Below are 26,408 nucleotides of genomic sequence, written 5' to 3'. Positions count from 1 at the left end.
GGAACATGACATCACAGGACACCGAGATACGGCTGATCGGCCGTCTCACACACGACGCGAGCTTCCGCACGGTCGATGACGACAGCCGCATCGCCTATCTCGACCTCCAGGTGGAGCTGCCGCCCGAGGACACGATGATCGTGCACGCGCAGGCACGCGGACCCATCGCGGACTACCTGCATGCGCATGACTGCCGGCAAGGCGATCACATGATCGTATTCGGCATGCTGAAAACCACGCGGAAAGGCGACGAATACGTGGCCGTCCGCGTCGCGGCGGCCGATACCTCCAAAGACTGGCGTCCGTCATGAAACTCAGCGACCCGAACCTGATAACAGGCATGAACGTCAGCGCGGCCACCGATCCGGCACGACGCCAGACCGTCCTAGACGCGGACTGCCTCGACGCCATCGTGTTCGACCCGTACACGCCGCACGGCCGCATCATCGCGGCCATGTGCGGCGGTACGGGCATGATGGCCGCCTCTCGCGGCGATCTCATGCTGCTGATCCCCATCAAGGAGCCAGCAGAAGACACGACTCCGGACGTTCGCGATGCAGAGCATCGACTGGGCGAGGAACGCCTGCTCAGGGAGAAAACCCCTACACAACCCGAGCCGGAGGCAATAGACCCGGCGCAATCCCAGCAGCCGCCAACCATCCCGCCCCGACGAGGACGCCGACGCAGGCCGATGTCACGAACCGAAGTGATAGACGGCATACGCTCACGCGCACGGCAACGAATCGAAACGCAACTCCAGCAGACGGATGTCGGCGAAGCGGCCGCGCTTGCCGCCACGCAGGAGAGACGGACACGAGACGCCGCCTTCAGCCGGGGCGGCGGAAAGGAATCATGAATGCTTGAAATCAAGGAACATGCCCGTACCATCATCCTCACCCTATTGGGGTTGGCGGTACTGTTCATGGTCGGAGACAAGATATCCTGGCAGATACGCACCGACCTTGCGGCCGGCATGTCCTGGATGGACGTATCCGACCGGTTCTGGCTTGACCTGACCGCCGACCCGCTGCACGTCAGCCTGCACAAAGCCGACATGCTCGCCGGCCTTGGCACCGTCGGACTGGGCCTGTTCGCGTGGATGTACCGCGTATCCACGCGACTCAACACACGACCCGGCGAAGAGCACGGTTCGGCGCGATGGGGGACCCACAGGGACATCGCGGGCTTCGAGGATCCGATACGCTCGCACAACATCTTCTTCACCATGACCGAACGCATCAGCATCAACACGCGCAAGACGCTGCGCAACCTCAACGTCCTGCTGTTCGGCTCGTCCGGCTCGGGCAAGACTCGTTACTACGTCAAACCCAACATTTTGAACGCCGACATGAACTTCGCATGCACCGACCCGAAAGGGGAACTCGACCGCGACACCGCAGCGCTCATGGAGCAACGTGGATACAAGGTGAACCGGCTCGACCTGATCCACCTCAAACGCTCTGACGGCTTCAACCCCATGCGCTACCTCGATCCGGACGAACCCGAACCGTCGATCCTGCGCCTGACAGAAAACATCATCGCCAACACCACCGGCGACAAGAAGGATTCGGACGGCTTCTGGGAACGCGCCGAAAAGGCGCTGCTCACCGCGCTCATCACCTGGGTGTACTACACCGAGGAAGGGCAGAGTACGGACGAACGAGGCCGCATCGTCGACAACAGGTGCCTCAACAAGGTCACCGACATGGTGGGGCAGATGAACGCCAGCGAGCAGAACGAGGACAAGGAATTCATCGTCGACGCGTACTTCGCCGAAGCGGCCATCGAGGCGGAGAACTGCCGGCAGCATCCCGAGGAATACGACGAGGACACGTGCCGCATGCTCGACGGTCTGCGTTTCGCATGCACCCAGTACCGCACGTTCCTGCAAGGTGCCGGCGAGACGAAGAAGAGCATCATCATCTCGCTGGGCGTGCGTCTCGCGCCCATGCAGGTCGGCAACCTGCGCGACATCCTCGACCACGACGACTTCGATCTCGAACGGCTCGATGAAGGCAGACGTATCGTCTACCTCGAACTGTCCGACACGGAAAGCACGTTCAGCTTCCTCGCGGCCGTGTTCTACCAGTCCCTGTTCGAGACCCTGGTGCGCAAGGCCGACCGTGCCGGCGGACAGCTCCAGCGAGACGTGCATTGCATGCTCGATGAGTTCGCGAACATCGGCAAAATCCCTAATTTCGTGAGATTGATCGCCACGTTCCGCTCCCGAAGGATCAGCGCCAGCATCATCCTTCAGACCCTCAGCCAGGGCAAGAGCCTGTACAAGGACGACTGGGAGACGATCATGGGCAACTGCGATTCGCAGCTCTTTTTGGGAGGCAACGAGCAGTCCACCACCGAATACGTGTCCAAGCGCATCGGCAATGCCACCATCGACGTCGTGGAGACCAGCGAAAGCAAGGGCAGTTCGGGATCGTGGACGAAAAGCGTGCGCAAGAACGAGCGCGCCCTGCTGACCCCGGACGAACTTGGCCAGCTCGACGGCGACAAATGCGTGCTCATGATCCGAGGCGTGCGCCCTTTCCTCAGCCGCAAGATCAACCCGAACGCCAAGTTGCCCGGCAAGAACGGATGAAATAATTGGTCGGCCGAGTCTAAATAACCCGTGTACGGAGTCTGTTAATTAGACTCGGCCGACCAATTTACAGCATGCTGCCGTCGTTGCCCGGATCGGTCTTCGGTGTCGACTGCTGAGGCGTGCTCGGCTTCGACTGTTGGGGCACGGACTGCTGCTGAGGCGCGGTCTGCTGCTGAGGAACGCTCGGAGTGGATGGCGTACTATGCGAGGGCGTATAGCTCGGCGTCCATGACGGCGTGCTCGGCTGGGACTGCGCGGCTTTCTCCTGTTCCTTCTGTTCCTGCTCGGCCCGCCGCTTTTCCTCGGCCTCCTTGTCGGCCTTCGTCTTCGCGGCGATGCTGTCGTTGACCGTCTTGGACGCCTTGGCGATCGCCGCCGCGTCACGGGCGTCGATGGCCTTCCGCAGCGTCGTGCGAACGGAATCGTCGGATACCTTGCCCTTGGACGATTCCAGTAGTTTCCGGGCCGTGGCGATGATCTTGTCGAGTTTTGACGCCTCCACGTCGTCCATAGCTTTGCCGAGAGAACTTGTCATGCGCCGGTATTCCTTGGCCGCTTTCCGGTTGATCCGTTCGTTTGCCGTGGCTTTCTCGGCCGAGTCCGTGGGACAAGCCTCAATCGCGGTCTCCGAATCGGATGCTTCGACCAATGCGGACAGATCATCCAGCAGCGTCGTATCGGCCAACGAGTCGGCTTTCGTCGCATCAGTCAAGGAAACCGCGTCATCGAGCATCGCACGGTATTCCTTCCGCGCCGCCTTGGCCGCGTCGGCGGCGGCCGAGCAGCGAGACACGGCCTGTGCAGTCACGGTCTGCCGTCTGGCTGATTCCCTTGCCTGCTGCAAATGCCAGACCACCACGCCGCCGGCGACCAATAAGACGACAAGCAGCATGGCACCTGCCGTCATCGCGAGCATCCTCGCATTCACGCGGGGAACGGAAGACGCGGCATCGTCCTCATCGGCGTCGTCGTGATCGGTCATGTTTCCTTCAGAAAGCGAATGCTCGTTATCGAACCGATCGAATGATGCGATGGTGGCCGTCAGGTCCGTGTCGACGTCGTTCGCATGCCGGTCCGGTTCCGCATCGTCCGAAGCCGGTCCGCCGGACATCGGCCGCACGCCGTCGTCGTCGGACTGGTCCTTCACGTCGATCAACGGCGGATGGGCACGATACAGCAGACCGCGACGCTTGGTCGCCGACGGTTCCGGCGGAGGAGCAGCCTGTTTCGGATCGGCGGCCATGAGCCGCGCCCATTCAGACAGTTCCGGCCACGCATGCGGATGATCGGCGATCTGGTCGAGCATGGCCCAGTGCTCGGTGTCGACCGCAAACTCGTACAGTTCCTGCTCATCGAGAGCGGGATTCAGTCGCAACGTCATCGTTTCACTCCCGACGGCATGCTCACCGTGCCGGAATAGGCAACGATCGAATCGGCCATCCAACCGTCATCACGGGACATGAACCCGACAGCCCACGTCGCATCATCGGTCAGTACAAGGCAAGACGCAGTATCGGAGCCGGCATTGGCAAGCCAAGCGCTCTTGACCGAAGAGGAACGCGACCCCGGTTCCACGTCCAAGCCGTCGGCGTCGGGCGAGAACAATGCTCCCAGTAGCCCCCGGTCGCCGGACACATACGCCTTCACCGCTTCCACGGCCGTCGTGCCGCACAGGTCATCAGGCAATGCAGCAGCATCGCCTGCGGCTTTGCCGCCGCCTACGATCGTATTGGAACGGTCGGCCGGACGCGTTTCAGTCGTGGCGTTCGTCTTCTCCTGCACGGCATCGTGCGGCTCGAACCGTTGCGACGACCATATGGTCGACGCGACGAGCAATCCGCCGACGAGCGCGACACCGATCGCGGTCATCACAATGGTTCGCTTCGATATGTTCACGATATGTTCCTCCCCTTGATATGGCGTCGTTAATGGACGAACGAGATGCCGCCGGCCGCCGCGTCAAGTTGCGCCTTAGTGAACGTGCGTACGCTGATTACGCCGAGACCAACCGCATTCGACTCGCTGATCAGCATGCCGCCGTCCTTGTCGATCCGTTCGACCACGGCGACGTGCCCATATGTGCCGTCCGCGTACAACACGCCGGGCTGGAACACGATCACGTCGCCGACCCGTGCGTTCGAGTCCACCTCGAACCCTGCGGCGTCCGCATCGGTCTTCCAGTCCTTCGCGTTGCCCCAGCCGCCGATCGGACGGCCGATCTGAGCGCGGCGCGAAGCCGCCCACCACGTGCACTGTCCGTACGGGTAGCGGGTGTCCGATTCGGTGCCGGTCGCAGCCATGTCCGCGACCAGATCGTCCTTCATGACGAGCTTTGGATCGAGACTGCCGACCGTCGTGCCGACCGACGACGAACATTCGCCGCTGGATGTGGAGGTCGGCCGCCAGATGACGGACATGCCGCCGGGAGCGGAATCGTAGACCGCGACCTCCTGACCGGTCTGATCGCCGGTCCGAGGACCGTCGATGCCGCCGTCCTCGTCATGACGTGCGCCGACGTATTTGCCATCGCCGGCATAGAATTCCATATGCGCGTCGCTCCAGATGATGTCGCCCGCCTGCAACGCGCCGGGCGAATAATCCAGCTTCTCGAAACCAAGATCAGGCAGTGCCGCAGCGGCGCTTGTCGTGTTCCATGCACTGTCCGGCACCGCATAGCCGGCGGCCTTGAGCGCATAGTAGACCAGTGACGAGCAGTCATAGTCCGGGCCGTCGCGATGCGTCTGACTGTATCCATGCGAATCATCGTCCGCGATCGACTTCGCCCACGCCAGATACGCCGCCGTCTGTCCGCTGGTGCAGGCGGCCGACGATGACGAACCGCCGATGAACAGGGACAGTATCGCGGCGATGACGCTCACCGTAATCAGGATCGCACCGAGCAGCGGTGCCGACAACGCCGCCGTGGCCGATGCCACAGCGGACCCAACCGCACCGGCCACGGCCCGCACGGCAGTCCTTGCGGCGGCGGATACCACGGAAGCGGCACGGTTGACAGCCCGACCGGCAGCACGTCCGGCCCGCCCTGCCGAGCGTCGTGCTGCTCGCGTTACGTGACGTGTTCCGCGGTATCCCGCCTTGACGCCCCTGACGGTGGCTTTTCCTGCCGTGCGAACGGTTCGTCCGCCGCCTCTACGAGCGAGATCGGACGTTCTGCCTTGCGCCCAACGTTCGATCGCATCCTCGTCGTACCCGTCGGCCGCATACTGTGCGGACGTATGATTCACCAGGCCGGCGGCCTTGCGCCCGCCGTATCCGCCGGCACGAGCCAGACCGCGCCGCACCATGCCCTTGCGCCCGTTGCGCACATCCTCGGCGGCGATGGACTCAACGCCATCGACCGTATCCGAGACGTTCACATGTCTGTGATTCGCGTCGATTCGTGCTTTCTCGCGTTCCCTGCGCAATTTGCGACGCTTGCGACGACGATGACCCGCCGCCACCGACGAAACGGCCGACGAGACCCTGTTCGGCACCAAAGGGGAGTCCCCGGTCTGCCGAGCCGGCTCGTCCGTGTCCGAACCTGGCCGAACTCCGTCGGACGTATCTGCCGATAATGCAGGTCGGGCCATGTCCGCAACCGACGACAGAGGACGGGCGATCGTCGGGGGAACCGTCGTATCCGACACGGCCGGCGGACGATGAACCGCATGCGAGGTATCGGCCGGCGACCGCCGACCACTGTCTCGCAGCCTGGCGGAAGCGCCCAGTTGTTCGCTGGCGGTGACGTGGTAGGAGGTCGCGTTGTGCAGCACGTTCACCGTTTCGACCGGTTTCGCCCTACGCATTCGACTCTCCGAACTTCGTGGTGAACAGACGGTACAATTCGCTCGACTCGGGGATGCGACCGTTGAACGGGATGTACGCGCCGCCCGACTTGACCATGCCCTGTCCCGGTTCCACGCCGGTGAAATACTCGCGCTGCTCGCCGGACAGGTTCAGCAGATCGCACAACGTGTCCGCGTCGGTGGGCTGCTGGTTCATCAACAGGAGGAAGTCGGAGTTGGCGAGCATCAGACGTGCGTCGTTGTTCAGCAGCAGTTCCTCGATGTTCTGGGTGATGCCGGTGATCGACAGACCCCATTTGCGGGCGCGCTTGTACATGCGCAGGAAGTATTCGGCCGCGAACCGGTTGGAGAACAGCATGTGGAATTCGTCGACCCACAGCCAGGTGCGCCGGCCGGACGCGCGGTTGCACACGACCCGGTTCCATATCTGATCCAGGACGACCATCATGCCGAACGTCTTCAGTTCAGCGCCCAGTTCCATCACGTCGTAGACGACGAAACGGTTGTCGACATCCGCGTTCGTTGGATGGCTGAACGCGTTCAGCGAACCGGTCGCATAGATCTCCAACGCCTGAGCCGCTTGCTTGGCCGCATCCTCCGGCATCCCGGCCAGCTCCTGCTGCAAGTCCAGCAGCGTGGGCATGCGGTCGCTTCTGTGGTCGCGCAGGCGCTGGTACAGGTTCATCAGGCACCGATCCACGAGGGCGCGCGTCACCGTGTCCATGCCGCTGCCGCCGCCGATCAGCGCGTCGAGCATGTTGAGCATGCCCGAGCATTTGGATCGGATCGGATCGCCTTCCTCGTCGTCCTCGAACGCGATGTCCATCGCGTTGATGTGCTGGCCGCTCGCCTCGCCGATCAGCAAGCGTTCGCCGCCCAACGCGCGGCATAGCGCGGCAAACTCGCGTTCCGGGTCGATCACGATCAGATCGTCCTGCGGGCGTGTGAGCAAGGTCTGCAATATCTCGTTCTTCGCCGCCTGCGACTTGCCCGAACCGGACGTGCCGAGGTTGAAGCCGTTGCCGTTGATGTTGCGCGTGCGGTCCACGACCACGGCGTTGCCGCTTCGCGCGTTCACGCCGTGGAACACGCCACCCGGCTGGAACAGCTCCTGCGTGGTGAACGGGATCAGGATCGCCGCGCCGGAAGTGGTCAGGGTACGGCTCATCGGCAGCGTGTTCACGCCCAGCGGCAAGGCCGCGTTCAAACCGTCGACCTGCATGTACGTCATCGTCTCCGCGACGCACGACTGGGCGTCCACCACGGCGACGACGTCCTGCACGAGCTGGTCCAGACGTTCCTGCGACGGCGAGGACACGTCCACCACGATGATCGAGTCGATCAGCCGTTCGCCGTTGTGCTTCAGATCATCGCGCAGGTCGGCGGCCTCGTCCATGCTTTCGGCCAGATCATGAGGCAGGTAGTCCTCCGGCTGATGACGCTTCACGTTCTTGGCGCGTTCGTCGGCCGCCTGCATCTCCATCTCCGCGATCTTCGTGTTCACCAGCTTCAAACCCTCGGCCTTGTTGCGCGGACGAAGATGCACGCTCACGGTGATGTCGGCCTTGATGTCCGTCAGTCCGGCGAGCAGCTGATCCGACAGATAATCCGGGAAATCGCATATCCACAGCGTACGATGCCACACGCTCGCGTCGCCCGCGTCCAAACGAAGCTGACGTCGGTCGTGCACGTCGATCGCATGCGGCGTGATGTAGTCCTTCGTGTCCATGCCGCGTGACGCGTCGAACGCGTCATCATCGAACGAGAACCGCGTGCCGCGTCGCAGCATCGAATGCAACACGCGCAGCCGCTCCCTGCGGCCGAGCTTTCTTGCTTCGCATCCGTTGACCGAACGCAGCTGGCTCGTCGCCGCCAGCGTGGCGCGGTTGAGCAGCATGCACGCATGCTGTCGGTCCGTGTCCTCCAACGTGAACGTCAGGTATTTGTCGGTCATGCTGCATGTCGTGCCGCCGCTCATCAGTTCGCGCACGTTGCGGTTGAAATCGACGCGCAGAGGATCGAACCCGTCGCCTCGTTCGTGCATGGTGATGCTGCGTGTCACCTCGGCCGGATCGAGCGTGCGCGTAACCACGGTGATCTCAAGGCTCATGCCGTCCGACAGGCTGTTGAGGAAACGGCCCCACCGGTTCACGATGTCCATCTGCTGTTCCTGCGTGGCGATCGCATAGTTGATGTCGCCCAGACTCATGGTCGCCGAATACCGGTTGCCGCCCAAGTACGCGATGCCGTTGGGCAGCATCGCGTCATAGGCGATCAGGTCCTTCGCCGTACGCGGCGCACGGGCCTCGGTCTGCCGTTTCTTTCCGTTGCGGGGGCGATCCGGCTTCGCGACATCCGCGATCCCGCTCTTCTTGGTCCTGTTACGCATGTCTTGCCGTCTTTCTCCTAGCCGTGCGTTCGTGTTCGTTCATGGACGGTTTGCCGATCTTCGTCTTGGTCGGCCGACCGTCGCGCAGGTACACCGACTGTCCCATCGCGTGCCGCAGCACATACATCGCGTATCGTTCCGGTTTCAGGCCCTTCGGCCGCCACCATCCCCATGCGGCGAACGGCACGCACACCATAAACAGCAGGTAGGTGCCGAGATCGGGTTGTTTGAGCAGCCAGAAAAACACGAACGCCTCGCCGCCACCGAACGCGAGCATCAATGCGGCGGCGAGCATCTGCCGCCAGCTGAGGTTGAGCATGACCTTCGCCTCGACGTTCGATACTTCCTTGTAGACGCGCATCTGCAACGCCACGATTAATCCTCCTTGCCTAGTCGCCGGTGACGGCGCGCGTCACACGCTGAGAGATGCTGATGACGAACAGCAGCATGATGCCCGCCATCATGAGGCTGCCGAAATTGCCCATCGTCCACGACACCAGATCGTCGCTGGCGTCCGGTACGTGAACCGCGCTCGTGACGACCGTCTGGTACAGGGCGAGGCAGATGAACAGGGTCACGCCGTTGATGCACGCCCGCGCATAGCTCTTGAAATAGCCGACGCCGATCGATCGTGTTTCCTCGTTCACCAGCAGGGCGATCGGAAGCGACTGGAACGCGGTCAGCGCGTAAATCTCGATGAACCGGACGTACAGCACGACCGTGGCGATCACGCTCGCGATCTGTCCGATGACCCACGGAATCAGCAGGATCACCATCAGGGCGATCTGTCCCATCATGCCGGCGTCCTTGACCTGGTCCCGCATCGCGTCGCCGAGACCGGTTCCCGCACTCCCCCCGGTGAAGCTCAGTCTTCCGCTCACGCCGCGGATCAGGAACGAGGTGATGCCGTTGAACGCACGGATGAACAGGTCGGCGTTCTGGGCGGCCACCATCACCAGACAGATTTTGAACATCGTGCCGGCGATGATCTTCACGCCCAGTTCCCGATCGGACTCGATCTTGGTCGAATTGCGTGCCAGCTCCATGACGAACACGACCGACAGGAGCACGCTCGTCAGTGGTTTGACCGCCGCCGAGTGAATGCCCACGGCTAGCGAATACAATGCCGGATTCCACGTATCCGGGGCCTGACTGAGCATGCTGGCGGCGGTGGCCGTCACTCCGCCGCCGCCAAGCGTGTTCAGCATGTTGACAACGAAGTCATCCATGCGAGTGTCCAGACGATCACAACGAGATCGATCCGAACAAGGTGACCGCCGCGATGACCAGGCCGCCGCCGACGATCTGCCACATGCCGGACTTCATGTCGGGTCCGTTCTGGTCCTTCAGCGCGCCGCCGAACGTGATCGCACCCCACACCAGCCACAGGCCACCGCCGATCTGTCCGAACTTCACGAACAACTGCAACACCTGGTTCAACAAATCCATGTCGAACTCCTTGTCTCTATCCGAAACCGATAAGGAACCGGCCCCGCACGGAACGGGGCATGATTCCAGCGTCGGGCAGAAACCCTTGGTTTTGGACGGACACTTTCGCGCATATGAAAGCCCCCGGCATCATGCCGGGGGCTTGAACGGACGGGCACGGTCGCGGGTCAGGATTCCCGCGGTTCGGCCAGTCCAGGAGACAGCAGCGGATGCACCTCGCCACGGATACGGGACACGTCGAAATGCTTCAGGTCGTAGTCGCGTTGCAGGTCAAGCCAATACTCGGGCGTCGTGCCCAACACGTACGCCAATCGGATCGCCATCGGCAACGTGATACGCCGCTTCCCCTGGATGATCTCGCCGATCCCGTACGGCGGCACGTTCATCGCCTGGGCCAGACGATACTTCGTGATGTGGTTCGGGGTCAGGAACCTGGTCTGCAACACCTCTCCCGGCGTTCCCGGCTTGTAATCGTCGGTGCTTCTCACAGATGCCTCCTTTCCGGCATATCCCAAGCCAATATGATAACGCGCGTCATTAAATAATGACGCGCGTTATGAACGTCGGACGATATTCACATTACCGTCCAGCCGGCAACGCCGGTCAGTCGGACACCTCGACCCAACGGTCCGCATGCTGGGCGTAACGCTTGCGCAGCAGCACGCAACCCGTACCCGAGATCACAAGGATCGCCGCAAGGGAAGCGACAGTGGCCGCATCCGAACCGGTGGAGGCAAGACCCGTGGAAACGTTGGAGAGCTTCGCCTGAGCGTCCTTTGCCGCCTGCTGCGCCTTCTGCTCGGCAACGGTGGCATCCTTCGACGCCTGTTCGGCCTCGGCCTTCTTCTTGGCCTCTTCCTCTGCCTTCTTCGCGGCGTCGGCCTCCGCCTGCTTGGCCGCAGCCAGTTCCCTGTCGGCCGTACGCTTGTCGGCCAGCTTGACCTCATACTCCGACTTGGCGGACTCATACGCCAGACGCGCGTCATCCACCGCCTTGTCGGCCGTCGCAAGCGCCGACTGCGCGGTCTCAAGATCGGCCTGGGCCTTGTCTAGCGCGGCTTGGGCGTTCTCGTAGCGATCGATGGTCGCGTTCGCCGTCTTCAGATCGGCCTCCGCGACCGTCTTAGCGTCCCTTGCGGCGTCTGCCTGCTCTTCGGCCTGCTTGATGGCCTTGTCGGCGGCATCGACGCGGGACTGAGCCTCGGCAACCCTCGCGGCGGCATCGGACCCGGCCTTCACCGCCGTTTCCTTCTCCGCTTCAGCGGCCAGCTTCGCGGCCTTCGCGGTTTCAAGAGCCTTGTCCGCCGACGCGCGATCGGCGGTAGCCTGATCGATGCGCGACTGCGCGGCCTTCGCGGCATCCTGCGCCGTCCGCTTGTCCGTCTCGGCCTGTTTGACGGCCTGTTCGGCGGCGGCGACGCGACCGTTCGCGGCATTCAATGCGGCTTCCGCATTGTCGGCCTTCTCAGAGGCGGCATCGAACGCGTCCTCGACGGCCTTGGATGCGTCCTTCGCGGACTGGTACGCTTCGTTCTTCGCCTTCTGATCGGCGCGGGCCTTCTCCAGCGCCTTCGCAAGGTCCTTGTTCGCGGCCACGGCGTCGTCGTACGCCTTCTGCGCGGCCTCGACGGCCTTGCGCTTCTCATCTGCGGTACGGGCAGCGGCGGCGGCCGTCTCGGCGGCCTTGGCTGCCTGTTCCTTGAGCGAGGCGAGATTCTTCGACGCAGTGTCTACCGCGTTGGAAGCCTTGGATGCGGCGGCCAGCGCGTCCTGATACGCCTGTCCGGCCGATTCGAGACCGGTCTTGTACGCGGCGATGTCCGCGCGCATCTCTTCCGTGGTCATGACGCGACCGTCGTCCTCGACCGCGAAGCCGTCATCGCCGATATGCGACCAGATCGTGCCGGCGAATTCCTGCGCGTACGCGTCCTTCAACGTGGTGCCGCCATAGTCGATCGACGCGTTCTCGCTGACGCCGAAGCCGGTGATCTCCGCGTCCTTATCCATAAGATTGAGGTAGTGACCCGCCTTCTCGTAGAGGTCCGGGTCCACCAGCCACACCTGATACGGCGACAGGTCCTTCAGATACGGACGATCCTTGACCGCCTCATCCCACACGGTCTTTTCCTCCGTGTACCAGCCGACATACGGATCGCTCGCGCCCCATGCGAGGTTTTCACTCACCCCGTAGCCCTTGTGCTGTTCGGAATGCGCGAGGAACTGCTCGGCATACCCGGTATTGACCTGAGCCATCGCCATGAGCGTGTCCGACACCGACAATTCCGGCAGGCCGGCCTCTCTGCGCAGGCGATTGCCTTCCTCGATGTAGTCCAATGCCTTGAGCATGTTGTCCAGCGTGGTGGCGTCACCGTCCTTGCCGACATGCACGTATTCGAGATACCGGCTCACCGTCGGATCAGTCAACGCGCGGTACGCGAGGCTGTCCTTGCCGGCACGGTCCGCGAAATACGCGAGAGACCCCTGAGACAGCTTCTCCGCGGCCTCGTCCGCAGCCGTCTTCGCGGCATCGGCCTTCGCCTGAAGATCGGCCGCCGTCTGCTGCTTGTCGGACAGATCGGCGTCACCGTCCTTGACCGCCTTGTCTGCCGCATCCTGAGCGGCTTTCGCGTCGTCGGCGGTCTTGTCGGCCGCCGTCTGCGCGTCCTTCGCGGCCTGGAGCGCAGCCGCCAGAGCGTCCAGATCGAAGCCGCCGGACTCAAGGTCGGCGACCACCTTGTCGGCGGCGTCCTTCGCGCTCTTCGCGTCCGACTCCGCCTTCGTCGCGTCGGCCAGCTTCGCTTCGGTGTCCGACTTGGCCTGATCGGCGGTCGCCTTGTCGGCTGCGGCCGTCTTCGCATCGGCTTCCGCCTTGCTCTTATCCTGTTGTGCCGCGGCCTTGTCGTCATCGGCCTTCGCCACGGCCTTGTCAGCCTTGCGCTTGTCGGCTTCGGCCTGCGCTTTCGCTGCCGCGGCGGACTCTACCTTGCCGGCGGCGTCATCGGCGTCTTTATCGGCGGCATCGATCTTCGACTGAGCAGTCTTGGCCGCTGCGTCCGCGGCGTCCTTATCCCGCTGTGCAGCTGTCTTATCCTGTTGGGCTGCGGCCTTGTCTGCCTCGGCCTGCTGCTGCGCCTTCGCCGCGGCGTCAAGCTGCTGAGCCGCCTCATTGATGCGGTCCTGAGCGTCCTGCGCCGCCTGTTGGGCCTGTTCGATCTTGGCCGGCGCATCCGCCACATCCTGCGCCGCCTGGTCGCGGGCCGCCGTGGCGTCCGAAACCTGCTTGGCGGCCTGCTGCTGCGCTTCGACGGCCTGCTGCTTCGCCTTGTCCGCCTCGTCCAGCTTCTTTTGCGCGTCGTCCAATGCGGCAGACGCGGCATCGGCCTTCGCCTGCGCCTCCGTCGTGCCGGTTGGCGTAGCGGCGATCGTCTTCTTGGCGGCCTGCAATGCCTTCTGGGCCTGTGAGATGGCCGTCGTGGCCTGTTCGTCAGGCGTGATCGCGGTTTCGTCGGCCATCGCCGCCTGCGGCGCGAGCAGGGTGGCCCCCGCAACCGTCGCGGCGATGACGGCGACGCTCTTCTTCGAGTTCTTGTTCATGATGATTCTCCCTCCCCGGCAAGAACCGGAACATGGCGATTTGTGGTCCGACGGCATTGCCGGATTCACACCCCCATAATACCGACAACGGGGTAAATGGGGTGGGTTCCGACGTCGTCCGATCCCAATAATAATGTTCCCCATTAATAATGTCAATTATTATTAATGGGGAACATGCTTTCGGTGTGTCGTGGAGGTTTTCAGCGATGGGAGTGGAACGACCGGGCCGGAAGCCCCCGCGATTTCCTCCTCCGTGATACGGTCACACCGAGCGAGCCGACCCCGAACGCCGACAGCGCGCTCATGGCCGTGACCTGCTTGGGATGAGAGTCGCCCTCGGCCTGGTCGGGATAGGGAACCTCGCCGGGCATCGCCGCTCGATGGCCGGTGACCAGAAGGCGCTGCGTGTTGAGCATGATCGGCGTGCATGTCACCAGCGTGACCAGGTCACGGCCCTCCTGGATGGCGAGCGTTTTCGTGTCGTCCGGGTCGACGACCTTGATGTCGTCGACCTCATACGCCAGGGTCTCGCCGTCGCCCAGCTCGATGTAGAACGGGTCTCCCCGTTTCAGTTCGTCCAGGCGGGTGAACAGTTCCTTGTCGGCCAGGCCACGATGGCCCGTGATGACCGCGTGCGACGACGAGCCGCCGACCGGCATGCTCGTGCCGTGCAGGTGTCCCAATCCGTTCGACAGCGCATACTCGCCGGCGCCGTGACGGATCGGCAGCTCCAGTCCGATGCGGGGAATCGACAGGGTGCCCATGATCCCGTCACCCCAATCCAGTGTTTTCTGGTACGCGGAATCGTCGGCGAAATCGAAGTCGCCGGCCCCGGTCCCGTCCGTCGCCAGAGGTGCGCCGATCACCTGCGGCGCGGAGGCGAGATCGGCGTTGTACGCTTGGGCCGCCTTCACCATGCCTTTCAGCCTGTCGGTTTCGGCAGAGGCCGTGGCCTGGGCGGCAAAGGCCTCCGCACGCGCTTCATTCGCGTTCGCGGCCTGGCTGACGGCGACCCACCCGAATACGCCGAACGCGAGCAGCGCGGACAGGACGGCGACCACGGTCAACGCCTGGGAGACGCGCCGCGCGCGTGCCATCAGCCTGCGTCCTTGCGTGCGCTGGCTTCGGGGCATGCGCGGGTCGCGGCCGGCCATCAGGTCAGCCCAATTCATGTCGTCGTACCGGATCATCGTCCCGTCATCCCTTTCGTTCGTTCGGCATACCGGTCGAGGCTCAGCTTCGGCGCTTACGCCGGAGCATCAGGGAGGCGAGGCAAACGAGCAGTCCCGCGATGCCGCCGCCGAGCGACAGCATGAGACCCGAGCCGCCGGTGGACGGCATGGTCGTGGAGACCGGCGTCCAGATCGCGTACAGGGTCATGCCATCGGCGGGGATCGTGACGTCGGCGGTCGGCGCGTATGCGGTTCCGGTTCCGTCAGGCTTCGTGTTCCATTGTTTGAAGATGTACGAGTCGCGCGTGAACCCGTTCTGCCGGACCTGTACCGTTTTGCCGATCTGATCGGTCTGGTCCGCGACAGTACCGGAGGTAGCGCCGTTGCCGTCGTAACGGATGGTCGCGTTCAACGTCTTCCACTGCGCGTACAGCGTGGTGTTCGACGAGAACGCGTGCTTGTCGCCCGGCTTGTAGCTTGTGCCGGTGCCGTCGGCCTTCGTGTTCCAGCCTTGGAATTCGTGGCTGTTCCAGGTGAATCCGTTCTGGCTGATGGCGATGGGCACGTTGCGGCCGGTTGTCTGGCTGGCGGTCGTGCCCGAGGTCGCGCCGTTGCCGTCGTAGCGGATGGTGATCGGGTCGGCCGTCCATTGAGCGTACAATGCGAGGCTCGTTCGTTTGGCGTCCTTCATATCGTCGAGGGTTGCGGCCTTGCCCATGTTGACGACGTCTCCCGGCTGATACCAGGTGCCGGACCCGTTGGCCTTCGTGTTCCAGCCCGTGAACGTGTATCCCGTTCTCGCGTATGGGGATTTGCGCATGGTGTACAGCCAGTCGGCTTCCAGGTCGTTGTTCTGCATGTGCGGGCCGTCGGTGCCCACGCTGCCGGATGTCGCGCCGTTGCCGTCGAAGCGGATCAGGGGGATGTAGATCGCGCCGATGAACTTGGAGACGAGGGCACGGCAGTCGACGGAATTGACGTTGCCGCCGCTGTTCGTGCAGGTGATCGGGTTGTATACTGGGCCGGCGAACGAGGACCCCGGGGCGATGTTCTTGCCTGCGGCCGCGGTGGGCGTCTTGATCGTCAGTTTCGTCCAGCTCCACCCGTTGTTCGAAGAGTAGGTTTCACCCCGATTGAAGTTCGAAGGAATGTGCCATCCGACGAACTCGTAGTCGGCGTTTCCGCTGAACTTGTCATGGTTCTCGCCCCATTTGCCGGAGCTGCTGGGCCATCGGCTCCACATGCTGACGTTCTGCACCTGGGTGGCTGTGGGTGCCGTGACGGTGTGAGCCTTGGTCGAATCGTAGTTGTTTCCCCCGCCTTCGATGTTGGAGTTATTAATGTTGCCGCTACTGGTCACGTTCCCCGGTACGGAGAAGTAATAGTAGGCCTGTGCGTGCACGGTCATGGATGCCGCGGCCTGGGCCGCCGGCACTCCGGCCATCAGGCAGATGGCAGCGGCGCCCAAGGCGGCTAGCGCCGAGGTGAGTCGCTTGCCCGAATGCGTTTTCATGTGCTTTTCCTTTCCAAAAAACGAAGAGCGTGGCGGCGGCTTGGGGCCGGCCGCCACGCTCTCGAACGGTGTTCAGATCAGGTCAGGCGGTGATCTGCGGCAGGTTGGTGCCGGGCATGTCGATGTGGCGCATCTTGACGGCGGTGATGCCGGCGGCGGTGGCGATCATCATGACGGCCATGCCTCCGATGAGGATGATCGCCATGCTCATGCCGCCGGTCTGCGGCAGCTGGCTCATGTTGTCCACGTTCTTGACGACCGCGACGGGCGTGGTTCCCTTGCCGTTCGCATCCGTGACCTTGGCGGTCAGGCCGGCCTGGTCGACGCCGGTGATCGAGGTCTTGCCCTCGTCGTCGATGGTCACGCGGAACGACGGCTTGACGAACGTGAAGTAGCCGTCCGGAACCTGGGTTTCGGTGATGAGGTAGGTTCCCGCACCGAGGCTGTCGTAGGAGATGACGCCCTGGTTGTCGGTCGTGCGTTCCTGGGCTTCGGCCTGGGTGTCCACGTAGGTCCACTGCTTGGTGGTCGCGTTCCAGTTGAGCCACTTGCCCAGCGTCTCGTTCTTGATGATGAACTTCGCGCCCGCGACGACGATCTGGTTCGTGTCGGTGGAGGCGGCGCTGATCTTCTTCAGGTCGACGTCGTAGGTCGGGACGGTCACCTTGTCCTCGCCCGGGGTCGGCGGGTCGACGGTGGGGGGAACGGTGTCCGGCAGCCAGTTGATGGTGACCTTGACGGTGTTGGATGCCGCGTTGGCCTTGGACGCGTCGGTGACCTTGGCCTTGTAGGTGACGGTCACCTGCTGGTTCTCGTAGTTGTCGATCAGTGCCGCGGTGGAGGTGGTCGTGAAACCGGCTCCGGTGGCGGACGCGCCGATGGTGCCGAACTGCTTGGTCACGTCGGTGCCCTTGTTCTTGCCTTCGGTGATCGACGCGGCGAACGTGCCGGCCACGTACTGCATGCCGTCCATCGAATCGTCGAGGGTGATGGTGTCCGCGGACAGCTTGTTCGGCAGGGTGATCTTGATGCGGAACTCTCGGGTTTCGCCGTTGGTGGCGGCGGCGCTTTCCTTCCAGGTGCCGTCGACGCTCTTGATCTCCTTCTCGGGGGTGGCGACCTGGCCCTTGATGTAGGTGGTGCCGAGCGTGTTGCCGGTCTTCATGCTGGTCTTGCCGCTGATCGTGGTCGACACGAGGATCGGCAGGCCGGCGGAGTCGGTGATGAGGTAGTAGCCTTCCGGCAGTGCGACGGTCAGATTGGCGCCGTTCGTGGTCAGGCCGGACTTGACCGGGGTCTTGCCGGCGATGTTGTCCTGGAGGTTCGCGGCGATCTTGCGGGAGACGACGCTGCCGGTGGTCTGGCGCAGCATCTGGGAGGCCGCGTCCTGCCCGGCGGTCGTGTCGACCTTGACGCCCGCGTTGTCGAGGGCGGTCTTGATCCAGGTGTTCGTGGCCGTGTCGACGCTCTTCGCGCTCACGCTCTTGACGGTGTTGCCGTCGAGAACCACGTCCGGATAGGTGGCGAGCTTGTAGATGTTGAACGTGTGGCCGGCCAGGGTGGTGCCCGCGCCGGCGTTGATGGTCAGGTTGCCGTCGGCCGCCATCGCGGTCGGGGCGAGGGACAGTCCGGTCAGCAGCGTTGCCGCCGCGAGCGAGAGCGCGGCTGCGCGCTTCATGTTCTGGCCTTCGTGGTTCTTCCTCATTGTGTGTTCCTTTCGGTGGGATTCGGCCGACACCCGCGTGCCGGCCGTTTTGGTCCCCGTGCGGAAGCGCGGGGAAATCTGTGTGTGCCGTGTCCTTATTCGGCCGGCGTGTGCTGATGGTCGTGCTGCTGCGCGTCGAGCATCTGCTGCTGGAGGATCGTCTGCTGTACGGCCGTCGTGTATTGGCGTTGAGCGATGTCCATCGCCTCGGCGTGGCGGGTGGCTGCGCGGTCGGCGAACACGAGCTGTTCGATCCGTTCGGCGAGCTGCATGAGGCGCGTCTTTTCGAGGATCGATACCGTGAGCGTGTTGCGGCCGCCGGCATGGTTGACGAACGTGAGCCGTGCGCTGAGCGCGTTCACGAGATTTGCCACGGCGAATGCGAGCAGTATGAGGCCGAGCAGAAGGTTGTCCGGCAGGCAGCCGAAGCCGACGCCGGTCAATACGAGGCCGATCAGGAACGGTCCCATGTTGAATCGCGTGTCGGTGTCGACGCTGGAGATGTTCGCGACGGGTATCGTTTTGGCCTGCTCTCCCAGCGGGATCAGGCCGAGCAGCGTGTTGGGGCTGACGTACCTCACGCGCGTGGATGATGCGTCGATCTTGGTCTTGAGCCAGAACATGACCGGGCTGGGGCTGAACGAGTCGGTCACGACGCCGGTCTCCCCCGGCGCTGCCGTGAATCCGTTTGCATCGCCCATAGGCTCTCCTTTCCTGGTTGGAATCCTTGACTTTTCAAGCATCCGTCCGTGCAAACGGTTTTTGGACGGACATTTTTTGCAGGGTTCCCGCGGGGTGGCGCGTCCGGGGAGGGAGAGAGACGCATCATCCCGCGGGAAGCGTTGTCATGCGCGGGACGCGCGGCGCGGTTCCCCGTGTCGGGGACGGCGACGGTTCGATCGCATGTGTGAGGCTGCCGTCAGCAGCAGTGCAAGGCCGGTCGCGAGCAATGTGCCGCCCATGATCACCGGCAGGCGGAAGGCGGAGCCGGTGGATGGCAGATTGTCGAGCTGTGCGCCGTCCGCGCCGGCGCCGCCGGCCTTGGCGGCGTCGAGTTTCGCGTGGACGGTGTACGCGCGTTTGTTCAATCCGTCGGCGCTGGTGACGGTGATCCTTGCGGTCGCCTTGTCTCGGCTTGTGGTCACGCTCATGCCGGACTGCTTGTCGAACTGCGGGACGACGGTCCAATGGTCGAGGTTGCCGACCGTGACCGTGTACTCCGTCTCCTGCGGCTTGAAACCTTCGACCGGCTCGTTGTTGACCAGGATGCCGGACAGCATGGCCGTCGTTGTCGTTTCGGTGATGTAGGTGACCGTGTACGTGTGCTGGGCGAACGTGGCACCGTCCGGCGCGAGCACGCTGAGCGTGTACCGGTAGTTCATCGGCGAGATTTTCTCGGTGGACACGCTCACGGTCTGGCCGGCGTATGATGCGTACGCGAACGAACCGCCCTCTTCGATGCGGTATGAATCGCCGTTCTCGGTGTGGTAAGCGCCCTTGGCGTCGGTCCACCCGTGGCTGACGAGATTCGTTTCGGCGCGGTTCTGGGTCTGCGTCATCCCGTCGCTGTCGGCCGGTTTGCCGGGCTGGAAGGCCTCGTCGGCGGTGGGCGTGTCATGGTCGCGCACGACCGTGACCTGGTAGACGCGCGACTGGTCTCCGGCGACGCTGATCCAGCGCTGCGTGGTCGACCAGCCCGACTGGATCACGTCGGCCGCCTTCACGTTCACCCCGTCGGGCGCTTCGGGCAGCACGTACACGCCCTTCGCGTCGGCCGGGACGTGCAGCGTGTAGGAGAGCACGTCGGGGTTCCAGCCCTCGATCAGCGTGCCTTTGCCCGTGGTCCCGTCGTAGTTCACGTAGATGCCCTTGAGACGCGCGGCCGTGTTCGACGGCTGCGACTGAGGTTTGGCGAACGCGACGCGAACCGTGTACGTGACGCCGTTCAGCGTGATCTTCAGCACGCGGGTCGACCCGTCGAGGCTCGGCGCGATGGGTTTGCCTTCGGTCACCTTGTCCGTGTCGGATGCGGACGCGTAGCCGAGCGAATAGCTGCCGGTGGCCGAGTCTGCCGGCAGGGTGAGTGTGTAATCGGTCTTCGACGGGTCGAATCCTTCGACCGGATGCGATGTGGTCGATCCGTCGGCGTTACGTTGCAGCACGTTCAGCGCGCTGACCCTGCCCTCGGTGCGCGTCGATGTGAAGTCCACGCTCCACCGCTGCTCGATGCCGTCCACGCTGATCGTGCCGGACAGGTGACCGGTCAGGCTGTGGATCACGGTGGCTTCGCCGACCGTGGTCTTCACGTCCTTGTCCCAATCGATCTTCATGTCCTGCCCGTTCAATGACATCACGTCGACGGTGGGCTTGTCCGACCGGTCGAGGGAACCGGTGAGGTTCGCATGCCATGTGCCGTCGTCGGCGCGCCGGAACTCGATCTGCCGGCCGTCGAATACGGCTTCGGCGCTTTTCCCCCGTTCGTAGCTCACCGGCATGGACACTCGGGTCCGTTCGTACTCGTTCGCGTACGCGATGCTGCCGGAATAGGCGATCACGCCGAGCCGGGACTGTGTGGCGTTCGTGCCGGAACGGTCGGCCTTCAATGTGTATTCGCGGTCCTTCTGGCCTTCCATGCCGGCTATGACGGTAAGCGAATCGGGCGCGTCGCCCTTCGTGTCCGCGGGCATGCTTCCCGTCCACACGCCGTCCATTTCCGTCAGTCGCAACGGTTCCCCGCCGTCGCGCGTGACGGTGCGTGTCTGCAACGCGGGACGCAGCGCGTCCAGGGTGATCGAATACGCGTGGTCCCCGGCGTCGTCCGAGAATGTGCCTTCCATGCTCGCCGTGGCGGTCAGGGTGCCGTTGTCGTTCGACACCTTCCATTTGACCGGCAGCGGCGACGTGGACGAACCATCGTCAAGGCTCACCTCGGTCAGGCTCGGGGCTAGGCCCTTGTCCCAGTCGACGCGCCATGACGTCTCCCACCGCTGTTTCGCTTCGTTCCAGGTGAATCCGTGGCCGTCGGCGTTCGCGGCATGGCCGTCGTCGTACGAGTATGCGACCGTCAGCACGGTCGGCTTGTCGTCCTGGTCACGTTGGCCGACGAACGTCATGGTGCCCTCTCGGTGGATCACGCCGAGCGTGTCCGTCGCGGTCGCGTACTCCGCCGACTGTTTCGCGTCATATTTGAGCGAATACTGGTCGGGCACCCCGTCCGGGTCGACGATCACGTCGAACAGGTCATCCGTCTTCGGCAGGTCCTTCTTCGCGTCGACGCCAACACGGCCCACCCAACCCGAATCGGTCTCGCCCAACGATACCTTCCGGCCCGCCACCGTCAGCACGCGCACCGTGGCATCCGTGCGCGCGTCCGTGCCGGTATCCGACTGAATGCGGGCCACGCCCTTTTCCGAACCGCCGTCCGCGACGGCGATCATCGCGGGCTGCACGCCGGCTAGGGCAGCCGTCGCCGCCGTCATCGCGGCGATCTTCCTCCAGGAATCCTTCAACTGTACATCCTCGCTTTCCTTTCGCATGGGCCGTCCACGCGAACACACACCCCACTGTGCGGCGGCAACGCCTGTTTTTGGACGGACACTTGCGCGACAGACGGAAACGTTGGAACACCAACCGACACGCCGGGCGCAACGGACAATAAAAACGGGATGTCGCACACCCGGAAAACCAGGTGCGCGACATCCCGCATTCACGAAAACACGAAATCCTGAATTATTGAAATCACGACTCCACGAAAGCAATGAATCCCGAAACAAGGAACTCCGCCCCCTGTTTTCATGAAATCAGGAAACCGCGAAAACAGGAAACAGGGCGTCCCAAGTCAAACCGCGTGTTCCGTGAGCCACAGCTCCAATGCTTCGGCCAGGCATTCCTCCTTGCGCCGTCCCTCGTCGGCCACCCGCATGTAGAAGCGGCGACGCAGATCGGCCGGCACGCGCAGCGACACCATCACCTTGTCCGAACCGGGTGAGGAAGGCGCGGGGGCTTTCACTCCCACGGCGCGTTTGGCCGGAGCGAACGCGGCATCATCCAGATTGCGCATCACTCGCCCCTTCCGTCCAGCACGCGCAGCAGCTCGTCAAGCACGTCCGCATACTCGTAGCATTTGACCGGCATATGACCCATCGCCTTCGCGAGCGGCTGACGCTTGCGCACCACCGCGTCGAAGCACGGCGTGCCCTGACGGTCCAAGGCGGCGACCGTATCGCGGTAGGCCGTGGTGTTCGTCTCGGCGCGCGTCAGCAGCACCGCCGCCGGCTTGCCGGCCGGCACGTCCGCCAACGTCGCCCACGCCTGCTGCAAGTCCAACGGGCTGGGACTGGCCGGCACGATCACGAAGTCCGCGCACTCGATGGCCGTGCGCAGCAGCGGCCCCTGCGGCGGCGCATCCACCACGCACACGTCCGACACGCCCGCATCCTGATTGCGACGCACCCGCTTGAGCGTGCTGGCGTTCGCCGCCTCCACCGTAACGCCGATCGTCTCGCCGTTCTCGTCGGCCAGATCGGCCCACAGGCTCGCGCTGCCCTGCGGGTCCGCATCCAAAACCGTCACCGGCCGCTCGCAGCGCCGCGCGTACGCGGCCGCCAGAAACACCGCGCTCGTCGTCTTCGCCACGCCGCCCTTCGCGTTCGCCAATGTGATAATCATCGTCAACTCCTTGAATACTTGATTGATTGTTTTCCCGATTGCTTGAAATAAAGAAACATTGAAATCACACATCCGAGATCAGGCACACGGCGCAGATCGCGAGACCGACCAGACAGAAGGCCAGCAGCGCGAGTCCGTCCGCCCTGTCCGCCTTCCTTTTCTCTTCCGTCGTTCTGGGCATGTCCGCGCATTCGCTCGTGTGCCAGGTACCGTTGCCGTCCGAATCGCACTCGGGACGGTCCGGGTCGTCGTCGGCCATACGGTAGTGGACAAGCCGGCCGAGCGTGTCCACGTACGTGCCGTTGCCGTCTCCGTTCTCTTCTAGATTCGTGCCCTCGCCGTAGCCGTGGCCGTCTTCGTCGCGGACGTGCCGACGTATGACGTACCGGTAGCGGGAACGCGACGGCAAGTGTACGGACACGTAGGCCGCCGTCGGCAAGGACAAGGGCAGTTCCGGCGTAGCCGACGGCAGCGCCAACGTCGCCGAGAGCATCAATCCGATCATGATGCACACTCCTTGAATTCTGTATTGAATGGAATCGTTAAATCTGGAAATCTGGAAATCATGAAATCCGGGAATCCATATATCCGTAGGTGAATCCGGCCGTGCAAGAGGAACACGGCCGGGAGTCCGCCGGTGTCGCAGGCGAAAGCGGAGACGGACTCAGAACAGCGGTTGCTGGGCAGGGGAGGTCGCGATCTTGGGTCGGCGGCGGGCGAGTCCGACGCGATGCTTGGGAGTCGCGGCCGCGTGGCGGCGTTCCTTGCGTCGTTCGCTTTCCTCTTCGCGTGCCGTGTCGAACGCCTCGGGGTGCAGTTCCAGCCATGCGATCAGGCGGCGGATGCGTTCCGAGTCGCTGCCGGCCGTCTTGTCGCGGCAGGCCACGCCGTCGCGTTCCGCGATCCGGGCCATCGCGCCGCGCATGCTCTTCGACATGCCGCCCGACAACCCCGTACGGCTGTGCAACACGATCGCCTTCGCCAGGCATTCCAAGCGGAACGGGCACTGTTCGCAGATACGAGCGCCGGCACGCAGCAGGTCGCGCCGTTCGGCCGCGTCCACGTCCTCGTCATCGAAACCCCACATGCGGTCGGCCCACGGTTCCGGGAACCGTTCGCACAGCGGCGTCTCGTCGTCGTATATGCTCATGATCCCACCTCCCGCACTTCTCGTGTCCAGTTGCCCGCGAAGCACGAGCCGCCGTGCGCTGCGGCGTAGGCCGCCAGATCACGCCGGTTGCGTTCCGAGCGTGCCGGGTCGACCGTGCGCGGTCGATGGTCGGGCGGCACCGGCGTAGGCCGGGACTGGGGAGCGGCGGGCGACTGCGATCGGACGTCCGCCGACTGGCCGTCGCGGGAACAGCGGCGGCCGGCGCTGCGATCGTCCACGGCCATGTCGTTGCGCAGCGAGTCGAACGCCCTGGCGAACCTGCGGCCGGAGTCCACATGCTTAGCGTGCCAGTCGTGCAAGGTCGCGTACGCCAGCACGTCCAGCATCAGCGACTCGGGCGACGGCACGCCATCGCCGGACAGACGACGCGCCAGAGCGGCCACCGCCTGACGATCGGCGGCGTTTGCCGGCCTGGTGGTCAGTCCCTCGTGACGACGCAGCGACTCCAGCGAGGCCAGCACGCGGCCGGCCACGGCGTCCGCATCCACGATGGCGGCATCGAGGGCATCGGCATCGTCGAACGATTCGACCCATTCGACAGGACCGTCGGCACCGGCATCGAACCCGGGATCGGCATACGAGCCGTCGGGATCGATCGGCGTCTCGCCCGGTTGCGGAATTCCATCCTCGATCGGGGTCGCCCCGCTTGCGGGGAGATGCCCCGTAGGGGCAGAGGGGTTATGTATGTTACTTGTATTATTGGGTGACATTTTGTCCGGTTTTTTGGACAAAATGTCCGAAACCCCCGAGTTATCCACATCATTTGAGGTCGGGCACGGGGTGACATTTTGTCCGGAACGCACGTCTTCACGGGGTGACATTTTGTCCGGAAGCGGTTCCGATCCATTCGGGCCGGCCTCGTCCGACGTCTCGTCAACGGCGGCGCGACGGGCTGCGGCCTTCCTCGCGTGACGCACGCAGGACACGATGCCGCGTTCGGACGTCTCCTCGACGTCCTCCGCCTCGATGCCGGAGTCCTTCAGGATCACGTTCCACACGACGCTGCGCCGGTCCGCCCGCACCTGCTTGCCGGTCTTGGGATTGAACGCGCTGAACCCCTGCTGGCCGAGTTCGAGGTATCCCTTGTCGACCAGCTCCTTGATCGCGCGCTGCACGGTGCGCTCGTCGATGCCGCAATCGGCCGCTATCGTGGCGATCGACGGCCACGATGCGGTGCCGTCATCGAAATGCGCGCGGAAAGCAAGATAGGCAAGCACGGTCTTCGTGGAGTTGCGCACGTCGTGGACGTGCTTCTGCACCCATACCATCGTGTAGGTGGTCATGCGATCACCGTCCCTTCTTGAAGAACGCGGCGTTCCTCTTCGGCGCGGGGCCGATGAAGTACTCCTGCTCCACGATCCCGGCCGGCGTATGCTCGCGCATCACGACACGCCCGTCATGATCGGCATCGGCGGCCATGCCCAGCAGCACCTTCCGGGACTCCGGGTCAAGGCCCTCCACCGACCTGGCCCATTCCACCGTCTCGCGGCTCATAGGTCACCTCCGATCACGTCTGAAACAACACTCGATGAAAATGATTCATCGGTTCCGCGATGTTTTGGACGGACATTCACGCCCAGCCGTCGCGGCACATCGATGAAACCGAACAGGTAATCCACGGACACGTCCAAAACGGCCGCGACCTGTCGGACGTCACGCGCCTTCCACGCGACACGGAAGGCGAACCGGGAATTGATCCCGTCCTTGTCGATTCCGATCATCTCGCCGAGCTGGCGGTGCGTGGTCCCTTCCTCGGACAACAGCTGGTCGATCCGCGCGTTCATCAACGCGAACTCACGCCGGAAATCATCACGCGGCCTGACCATCATCGCCTCCAAACCCATCGAGGAAACCGAACGAACTGATTTTCGGTTGATCGCCGTCGGTTTTTGGACGGACGTTCTCATCAAGCCGGGACGGCACGTCAGACAAGCCCAGCAGATAATCGACCGACACGTCCAGAAGCATCGCGCAGCGTTTGACGTCGCGTACCTTCCATGCCGTGCGGTACGTGAACCGGGATGTGACCTCGCTTGCGTGAAGGCCGATCATCGCGGCGAACCCGCCATGACTCGTGCCTTCCTCCTTCAGCAGCTGGTCGAGCCGTTGGTTGAACAGGGAGAACTCCCTACGGAAATCGTCACGCGGGTCGACCATCATCGCCTCCGGTTCCCACGGTCGCCGAGAACGTGTCCCAGCAGTTTCTTTCGTTCGCCGGCTACACGGGACTGGGGGATGCCCAGCATCGCGCTCACGTACAAATCCTGGCTGCCGTCCGCCGGCGCGGAGAGCAGCAGTCGACGCGCGTCGGCGTCCAACCGAAGATCACGCATCATGACATC

General features: G+C 63.7%; 26 protein-coding genes. 3 read left to right on the top strand and 23 right to left on the bottom strand.

Translation table 11 applies throughout. The features are described from left to right. Positions 1 to 5 precede the first annotated feature (5 nt). Genes GFD25_RS07590 through GFD25_RS07580 form a run of 3 tightly spaced genes read left to right on the top strand, consistent with a single transcriptional unit; the run spans position 6 to position 2,596 of the window. A complete protein-coding gene (locus tag GFD25_RS07590; RefSeq protein ID WP_163231512.1) occupies positions 6 to 311 on the top strand; it encodes a single stranded DNA-binding domain-containing protein in 306 nt (101 codons plus the stop codon). After that, positions 308 to 856, top strand: a complete 549-nt coding sequence (locus GFD25_RS07585; protein ID WP_163231510.1) for a hypothetical protein — start codon at positions 308 to 310, stop codon at positions 854 to 856. The genes GFD25_RS07590 and GFD25_RS07585 overlap by 4 nt, the downstream gene beginning before the upstream one ends. Continuing rightward, positions 857 to 2,596: a VirD4-like conjugal transfer protein, CD1115 family gene (locus GFD25_RS07580; RefSeq protein WP_163231508.1), complete on the top strand. Its 1,740-nt coding sequence runs from the start codon at positions 857 to 859 to the stop codon at positions 2,594 to 2,596. Positions 2,597 to 2,663: 67 nt separating this feature from the next. Here GFD25_RS07580 and GFD25_RS07575 read toward each other — a convergent pair whose 3' ends face one another. The 23 genes from GFD25_RS07575 to GFD25_RS07465 all read right to left on the bottom strand — a co-directional run bounded on the left by GFD25_RS07575 (position 2,664) and on the right by GFD25_RS07465 (position 26,402). Next, positions 2,664 to 3,980, bottom strand: coding sequence for a hypothetical protein (locus tag GFD25_RS07575; RefSeq protein WP_163231506.1), 1,317 nt, complete (start codon positions 3,978 to 3,980; stop codon positions 2,664 to 2,666). Further along, entirely contained in the window at positions 3,977 to 4,495 is a 519-nt protein-coding gene (locus GFD25_RS07570) for a hypothetical protein (RefSeq protein WP_163231504.1), read from the bottom strand. The genes GFD25_RS07575 and GFD25_RS07570 overlap by 4 nt, the downstream gene beginning before the upstream one ends. Positions 4,496 to 4,524: 29 nt before the next feature. Next, on the bottom strand, positions 4,525 to 5,976 hold the full coding sequence (locus tag GFD25_RS12225) for a CHAP domain-containing protein (protein ID WP_338024637.1): 1,452 nt from the start codon (positions 5,974 to 5,976) through the stop codon (positions 4,525 to 4,527). Positions 5,977 to 6,397: 421 nt separating this feature from the next. Then, entirely contained in the window at positions 6,398 to 8,794 is a 2,397-nt protein-coding gene (locus tag GFD25_RS07560; protein ID WP_163231503.1) for a VirB4-like conjugal transfer ATPase, CD1110 family, read from the bottom strand. Next, the gene (locus GFD25_RS07555) at positions 8,787 to 9,167 is read right to left on the bottom strand and encodes a PrgI family protein (RefSeq protein ID WP_338024636.1); all 381 of its coding nucleotides are present in this window, start codon (positions 9,165 to 9,167) and stop codon (positions 8,787 to 8,789) included. Before GFD25_RS07555 ends, GFD25_RS07560 begins: the two co-directional genes overlap by 8 nt. 16 nt (positions 9,168 to 9,183) lie before the next feature. Further along, positions 9,184 to 10,023 carry a VirB6/TrbL-like conjugal transfer protein, CD1112 family gene (locus GFD25_RS07550; RefSeq protein WP_163231501.1) on the bottom strand — a complete coding sequence of 280 codons (840 nt, stop codon included), beginning with the start codon at positions 10,021 to 10,023 and terminating at the stop codon, positions 9,184 to 9,186. Positions 10,024 to 10,039: 16 nt separating this feature from the next. Further along, a complete protein-coding gene (locus GFD25_RS07545) occupies positions 10,040 to 10,243 on the bottom strand; it encodes a hypothetical protein (RefSeq protein ID WP_163231499.1) in 204 nt (67 codons plus the stop codon). Between the two features lie 167 nt (positions 10,244 to 10,410). Then, positions 10,411 to 10,731 carry a HigA family addiction module antitoxin gene (locus tag GFD25_RS07540; RefSeq protein ID WP_163231497.1) on the bottom strand — a complete coding sequence of 107 codons (321 nt, stop codon included), beginning with the start codon at positions 10,729 to 10,731 and terminating at the stop codon, positions 10,411 to 10,413. 115 nt (positions 10,732 to 10,846) lie between these two features. After that, entirely contained in the window at positions 10,847 to 13,837 is a 2,991-nt protein-coding gene (locus tag GFD25_RS07535) for a CAP domain-containing protein (protein ID WP_163231495.1), read from the bottom strand. Between the two features lie 200 nt (positions 13,838 to 14,037). Further along, a complete protein-coding gene (locus tag GFD25_RS07530) occupies positions 14,038 to 15,009 on the bottom strand; it encodes a class C sortase (protein ID WP_239512472.1) in 972 nt (323 codons plus the stop codon). 61 nt (positions 15,010 to 15,070) lie between these two features. Beyond that, positions 15,071 to 16,522: an InlB B-repeat-containing protein gene (locus tag GFD25_RS07525; protein ID WP_163231491.1), complete on the bottom strand. Its 1,452-nt coding sequence runs from the start codon at positions 16,520 to 16,522 to the stop codon at positions 15,071 to 15,073. Between the two features lie 82 nt (positions 16,523 to 16,604). Next, the gene (locus GFD25_RS07520) at positions 16,605 to 18,227 is read right to left on the bottom strand and encodes a SpaA isopeptide-forming pilin-related protein (RefSeq protein ID WP_163231489.1); all 1,623 of its coding nucleotides are present in this window, start codon (positions 18,225 to 18,227) and stop codon (positions 16,605 to 16,607) included. 95 nt (positions 18,228 to 18,322) lie between these two features. Beyond that, positions 18,323 to 18,928, bottom strand: a complete 606-nt coding sequence (locus GFD25_RS07515) for a hypothetical protein (protein ID WP_239512471.1) — start codon at positions 18,926 to 18,928, stop codon at positions 18,323 to 18,325. Between the two features lie 144 nt (positions 18,929 to 19,072). Continuing rightward, positions 19,073 to 21,736 (bottom strand): hypothetical protein, encoded by a 2,664-nt coding sequence (locus GFD25_RS07510; RefSeq protein ID WP_163231487.1) that lies wholly within the window; start codon positions 21,734 to 21,736, stop codon positions 19,073 to 19,075. A 329-nt stretch (positions 21,737 to 22,065) separates the two neighbouring features. Next, on the bottom strand, positions 22,066 to 22,287 hold the full coding sequence (locus tag GFD25_RS07505) for a hypothetical protein (protein WP_163231485.1): 222 nt from the start codon (positions 22,285 to 22,287) through the stop codon (positions 22,066 to 22,068). Continuing rightward, positions 22,287 to 22,895 (bottom strand): ParA family protein, encoded by a 609-nt coding sequence (locus tag GFD25_RS07500; RefSeq protein ID WP_163231483.1) that lies wholly within the window; start codon positions 22,893 to 22,895, stop codon positions 22,287 to 22,289. The genes GFD25_RS07505 and GFD25_RS07500 overlap by 1 nt, the downstream gene beginning before the upstream one ends. A gap of 64 nt (positions 22,896 to 22,959) precedes the next feature. After that, positions 22,960 to 23,400 (bottom strand): hypothetical protein, encoded by a 441-nt coding sequence (locus tag GFD25_RS07495; RefSeq protein ID WP_163231481.1) that lies wholly within the window; start codon positions 23,398 to 23,400, stop codon positions 22,960 to 22,962. 159 nt (positions 23,401 to 23,559) lie between these two features. After that, positions 23,560 to 24,045 carry a WhiB family transcriptional regulator gene (locus GFD25_RS07490; RefSeq protein WP_163231479.1) on the bottom strand — a complete coding sequence of 162 codons (486 nt, stop codon included), beginning with the start codon at positions 24,043 to 24,045 and terminating at the stop codon, positions 23,560 to 23,562. Then, the gene (locus tag GFD25_RS07485) at positions 24,042 to 25,349 is read right to left on the bottom strand and encodes a helix-turn-helix domain-containing protein (RefSeq protein WP_163231477.1); all 1,308 of its coding nucleotides are present in this window, start codon (positions 25,347 to 25,349) and stop codon (positions 24,042 to 24,044) included. Before GFD25_RS07485 ends, GFD25_RS07490 begins: the two co-directional genes overlap by 4 nt. A 4-nt stretch (positions 25,350 to 25,353) precedes the next feature. Next, a complete protein-coding gene (locus tag GFD25_RS07480; protein WP_163231475.1) occupies positions 25,354 to 25,560 on the bottom strand; it encodes a hypothetical protein in 207 nt (68 codons plus the stop codon). Next, positions 25,557 to 25,910, bottom strand: coding sequence for a hypothetical protein (locus tag GFD25_RS07475; protein ID WP_163231473.1), 354 nt, complete (start codon positions 25,908 to 25,910; stop codon positions 25,557 to 25,559). Before GFD25_RS07475 ends, GFD25_RS07480 begins: the two co-directional genes overlap by 4 nt. Next, complete coding sequence (locus tag GFD25_RS07470; RefSeq protein WP_163231471.1) at positions 25,876 to 26,226, bottom strand: hypothetical protein; 351 nt, start codon at positions 26,224 to 26,226, stop codon at positions 25,876 to 25,878. The genes GFD25_RS07475 and GFD25_RS07470 overlap by 35 nt, the downstream gene beginning before the upstream one ends. Beyond that, complete coding sequence (locus GFD25_RS07465; protein ID WP_163231469.1) at positions 26,223 to 26,402, bottom strand: hypothetical protein; 180 nt, start codon at positions 26,400 to 26,402, stop codon at positions 26,223 to 26,225. Before GFD25_RS07465 ends, GFD25_RS07470 begins: the two co-directional genes overlap by 4 nt. Between the last annotated feature and the right edge of the window lie 6 nt (positions 26,403 to 26,408).

The organism is Bifidobacterium aerophilum (assembly GCF_010667685.1).
Lineage (GTDB): Bacteria > Actinomycetota > Actinomycetes > Actinomycetales > Bifidobacteriaceae > Bifidobacterium > Bifidobacterium aerophilum.
Note: the sequence above shows the minus strand (reverse complement) of the source record. Positions and strands in the feature narration are given on the sequence as shown.

What these genes read in the sequence shown, in the direction of transcription:
- GFD25_RS07590 (WP_163231512.1), top strand. Translation starts at nt 6, where the DNA reads ATGACATCACAGGACACCGAGATACGGCTGATCGGCCGTCTCACACAC.
- GFD25_RS07585 (WP_163231510.1), top strand. Translation starts at nt 308, where the DNA reads ATGAAACTCAGCGACCCGAACCTGATAACAGGCATGAACGTCAGCGCG.
- GFD25_RS07580 (WP_163231508.1), top strand. Translation starts at nt 857, where the DNA reads ATGCTTGAAATCAAGGAACATGCCCGTACCATCATCCTCACCCTATTG.
- GFD25_RS07575 (WP_163231506.1), bottom strand. Translation starts at nt 3,980, where the DNA reads ATGACGTTGCGACTGAATCCCGCTCTCGATGAGCAGGAACTGTACGAG.
- GFD25_RS07560 (WP_163231503.1), bottom strand. Translation starts at nt 8,794, where the DNA reads ATGCGTAACAGGACCAAGAAGAGCGGGATCGCGGATGTCGCGAAGCCG.
- GFD25_RS07550 (WP_163231501.1), bottom strand. Translation starts at nt 10,023, where the DNA reads ATGGATGACTTCGTTGTCAACATGCTGAACACGCTTGGCGGCGGCGGA.
- GFD25_RS07545 (WP_163231499.1), bottom strand. Translation starts at nt 10,243, where the DNA reads ATGGATTTGTTGAACCAGGTGTTGCAGTTGTTCGTGAAGTTCGGACAG.
- GFD25_RS07535 (WP_163231495.1), bottom strand. Translation starts at nt 13,837, where the DNA reads ATGAACAAGAACTCGAAGAAGAGCGTCGCCGTCATCGCCGCGACGGTT.
- GFD25_RS07530 (WP_239512472.1), bottom strand. Translation starts at nt 15,009, where the DNA reads ATGAATTGGGCTGACCTGATGGCCGGCCGCGACCCGCGCATGCCCCGA.
- GFD25_RS07525 (WP_163231491.1), bottom strand. Translation starts at nt 16,522, where the DNA reads ATGAAAACGCATTCGGGCAAGCGACTCACCTCGGCGCTAGCCGCCTTG.
- GFD25_RS07520 (WP_163231489.1), bottom strand. Translation starts at nt 18,227, where the DNA reads ATGAGGAAGAACCACGAAGGCCAGAACATGAAGCGCGCAGCCGCGCTC.
- GFD25_RS07515 (WP_239512471.1), bottom strand. Translation starts at nt 18,928, where the DNA reads ATGGGCGATGCAAACGGATTCACGGCAGCGCCGGGGGAGACCGGCGTC.
- GFD25_RS07505 (WP_163231485.1), bottom strand. Translation starts at nt 22,287, where the DNA reads ATGCGCAATCTGGATGATGCCGCGTTCGCTCCGGCCAAACGCGCCGTG.
- GFD25_RS07500 (WP_163231483.1), bottom strand. Translation starts at nt 22,895, where the DNA reads ATGATTATCACATTGGCGAACGCGAAGGGCGGCGTGGCGAAGACGACG.
- GFD25_RS07495 (WP_163231481.1), bottom strand. Translation starts at nt 23,400, where the DNA reads ATGATCGGATTGATGCTCTCGGCGACGTTGGCGCTGCCGTCGGCTACG.
- GFD25_RS07490 (WP_163231479.1), bottom strand. Translation starts at nt 24,045, where the DNA reads ATGAGCATATACGACGACGAGACGCCGCTGTGCGAACGGTTCCCGGAA.
- GFD25_RS07485 (WP_163231477.1), bottom strand. Translation starts at nt 25,349, where the DNA reads ATGACCACCTACACGATGGTATGGGTGCAGAAGCACGTCCACGACGTG.
- GFD25_RS07480 (WP_163231475.1), bottom strand. Translation starts at nt 25,560, where the DNA reads ATGAGCCGCGAGACGGTGGAATGGGCCAGGTCGGTGGAGGGCCTTGAC.
- GFD25_RS07475 (WP_163231473.1), bottom strand. Translation starts at nt 25,910, where the DNA reads ATGGGTTTGGAGGCGATGATGGTCAGGCCGCGTGATGATTTCCGGCGT.
- GFD25_RS07470 (WP_163231471.1), bottom strand. Translation starts at nt 26,226, where the DNA reads ATGATGGTCGACCCGCGTGACGATTTCCGTAGGGAGTTCTCCCTGTTC.
- GFD25_RS07465 (WP_163231469.1), bottom strand. Translation starts at nt 26,402, where the DNA reads ATGATGCGTGATCTTCGGTTGGACGCCGACGCGCGTCGACTGCTGCTC.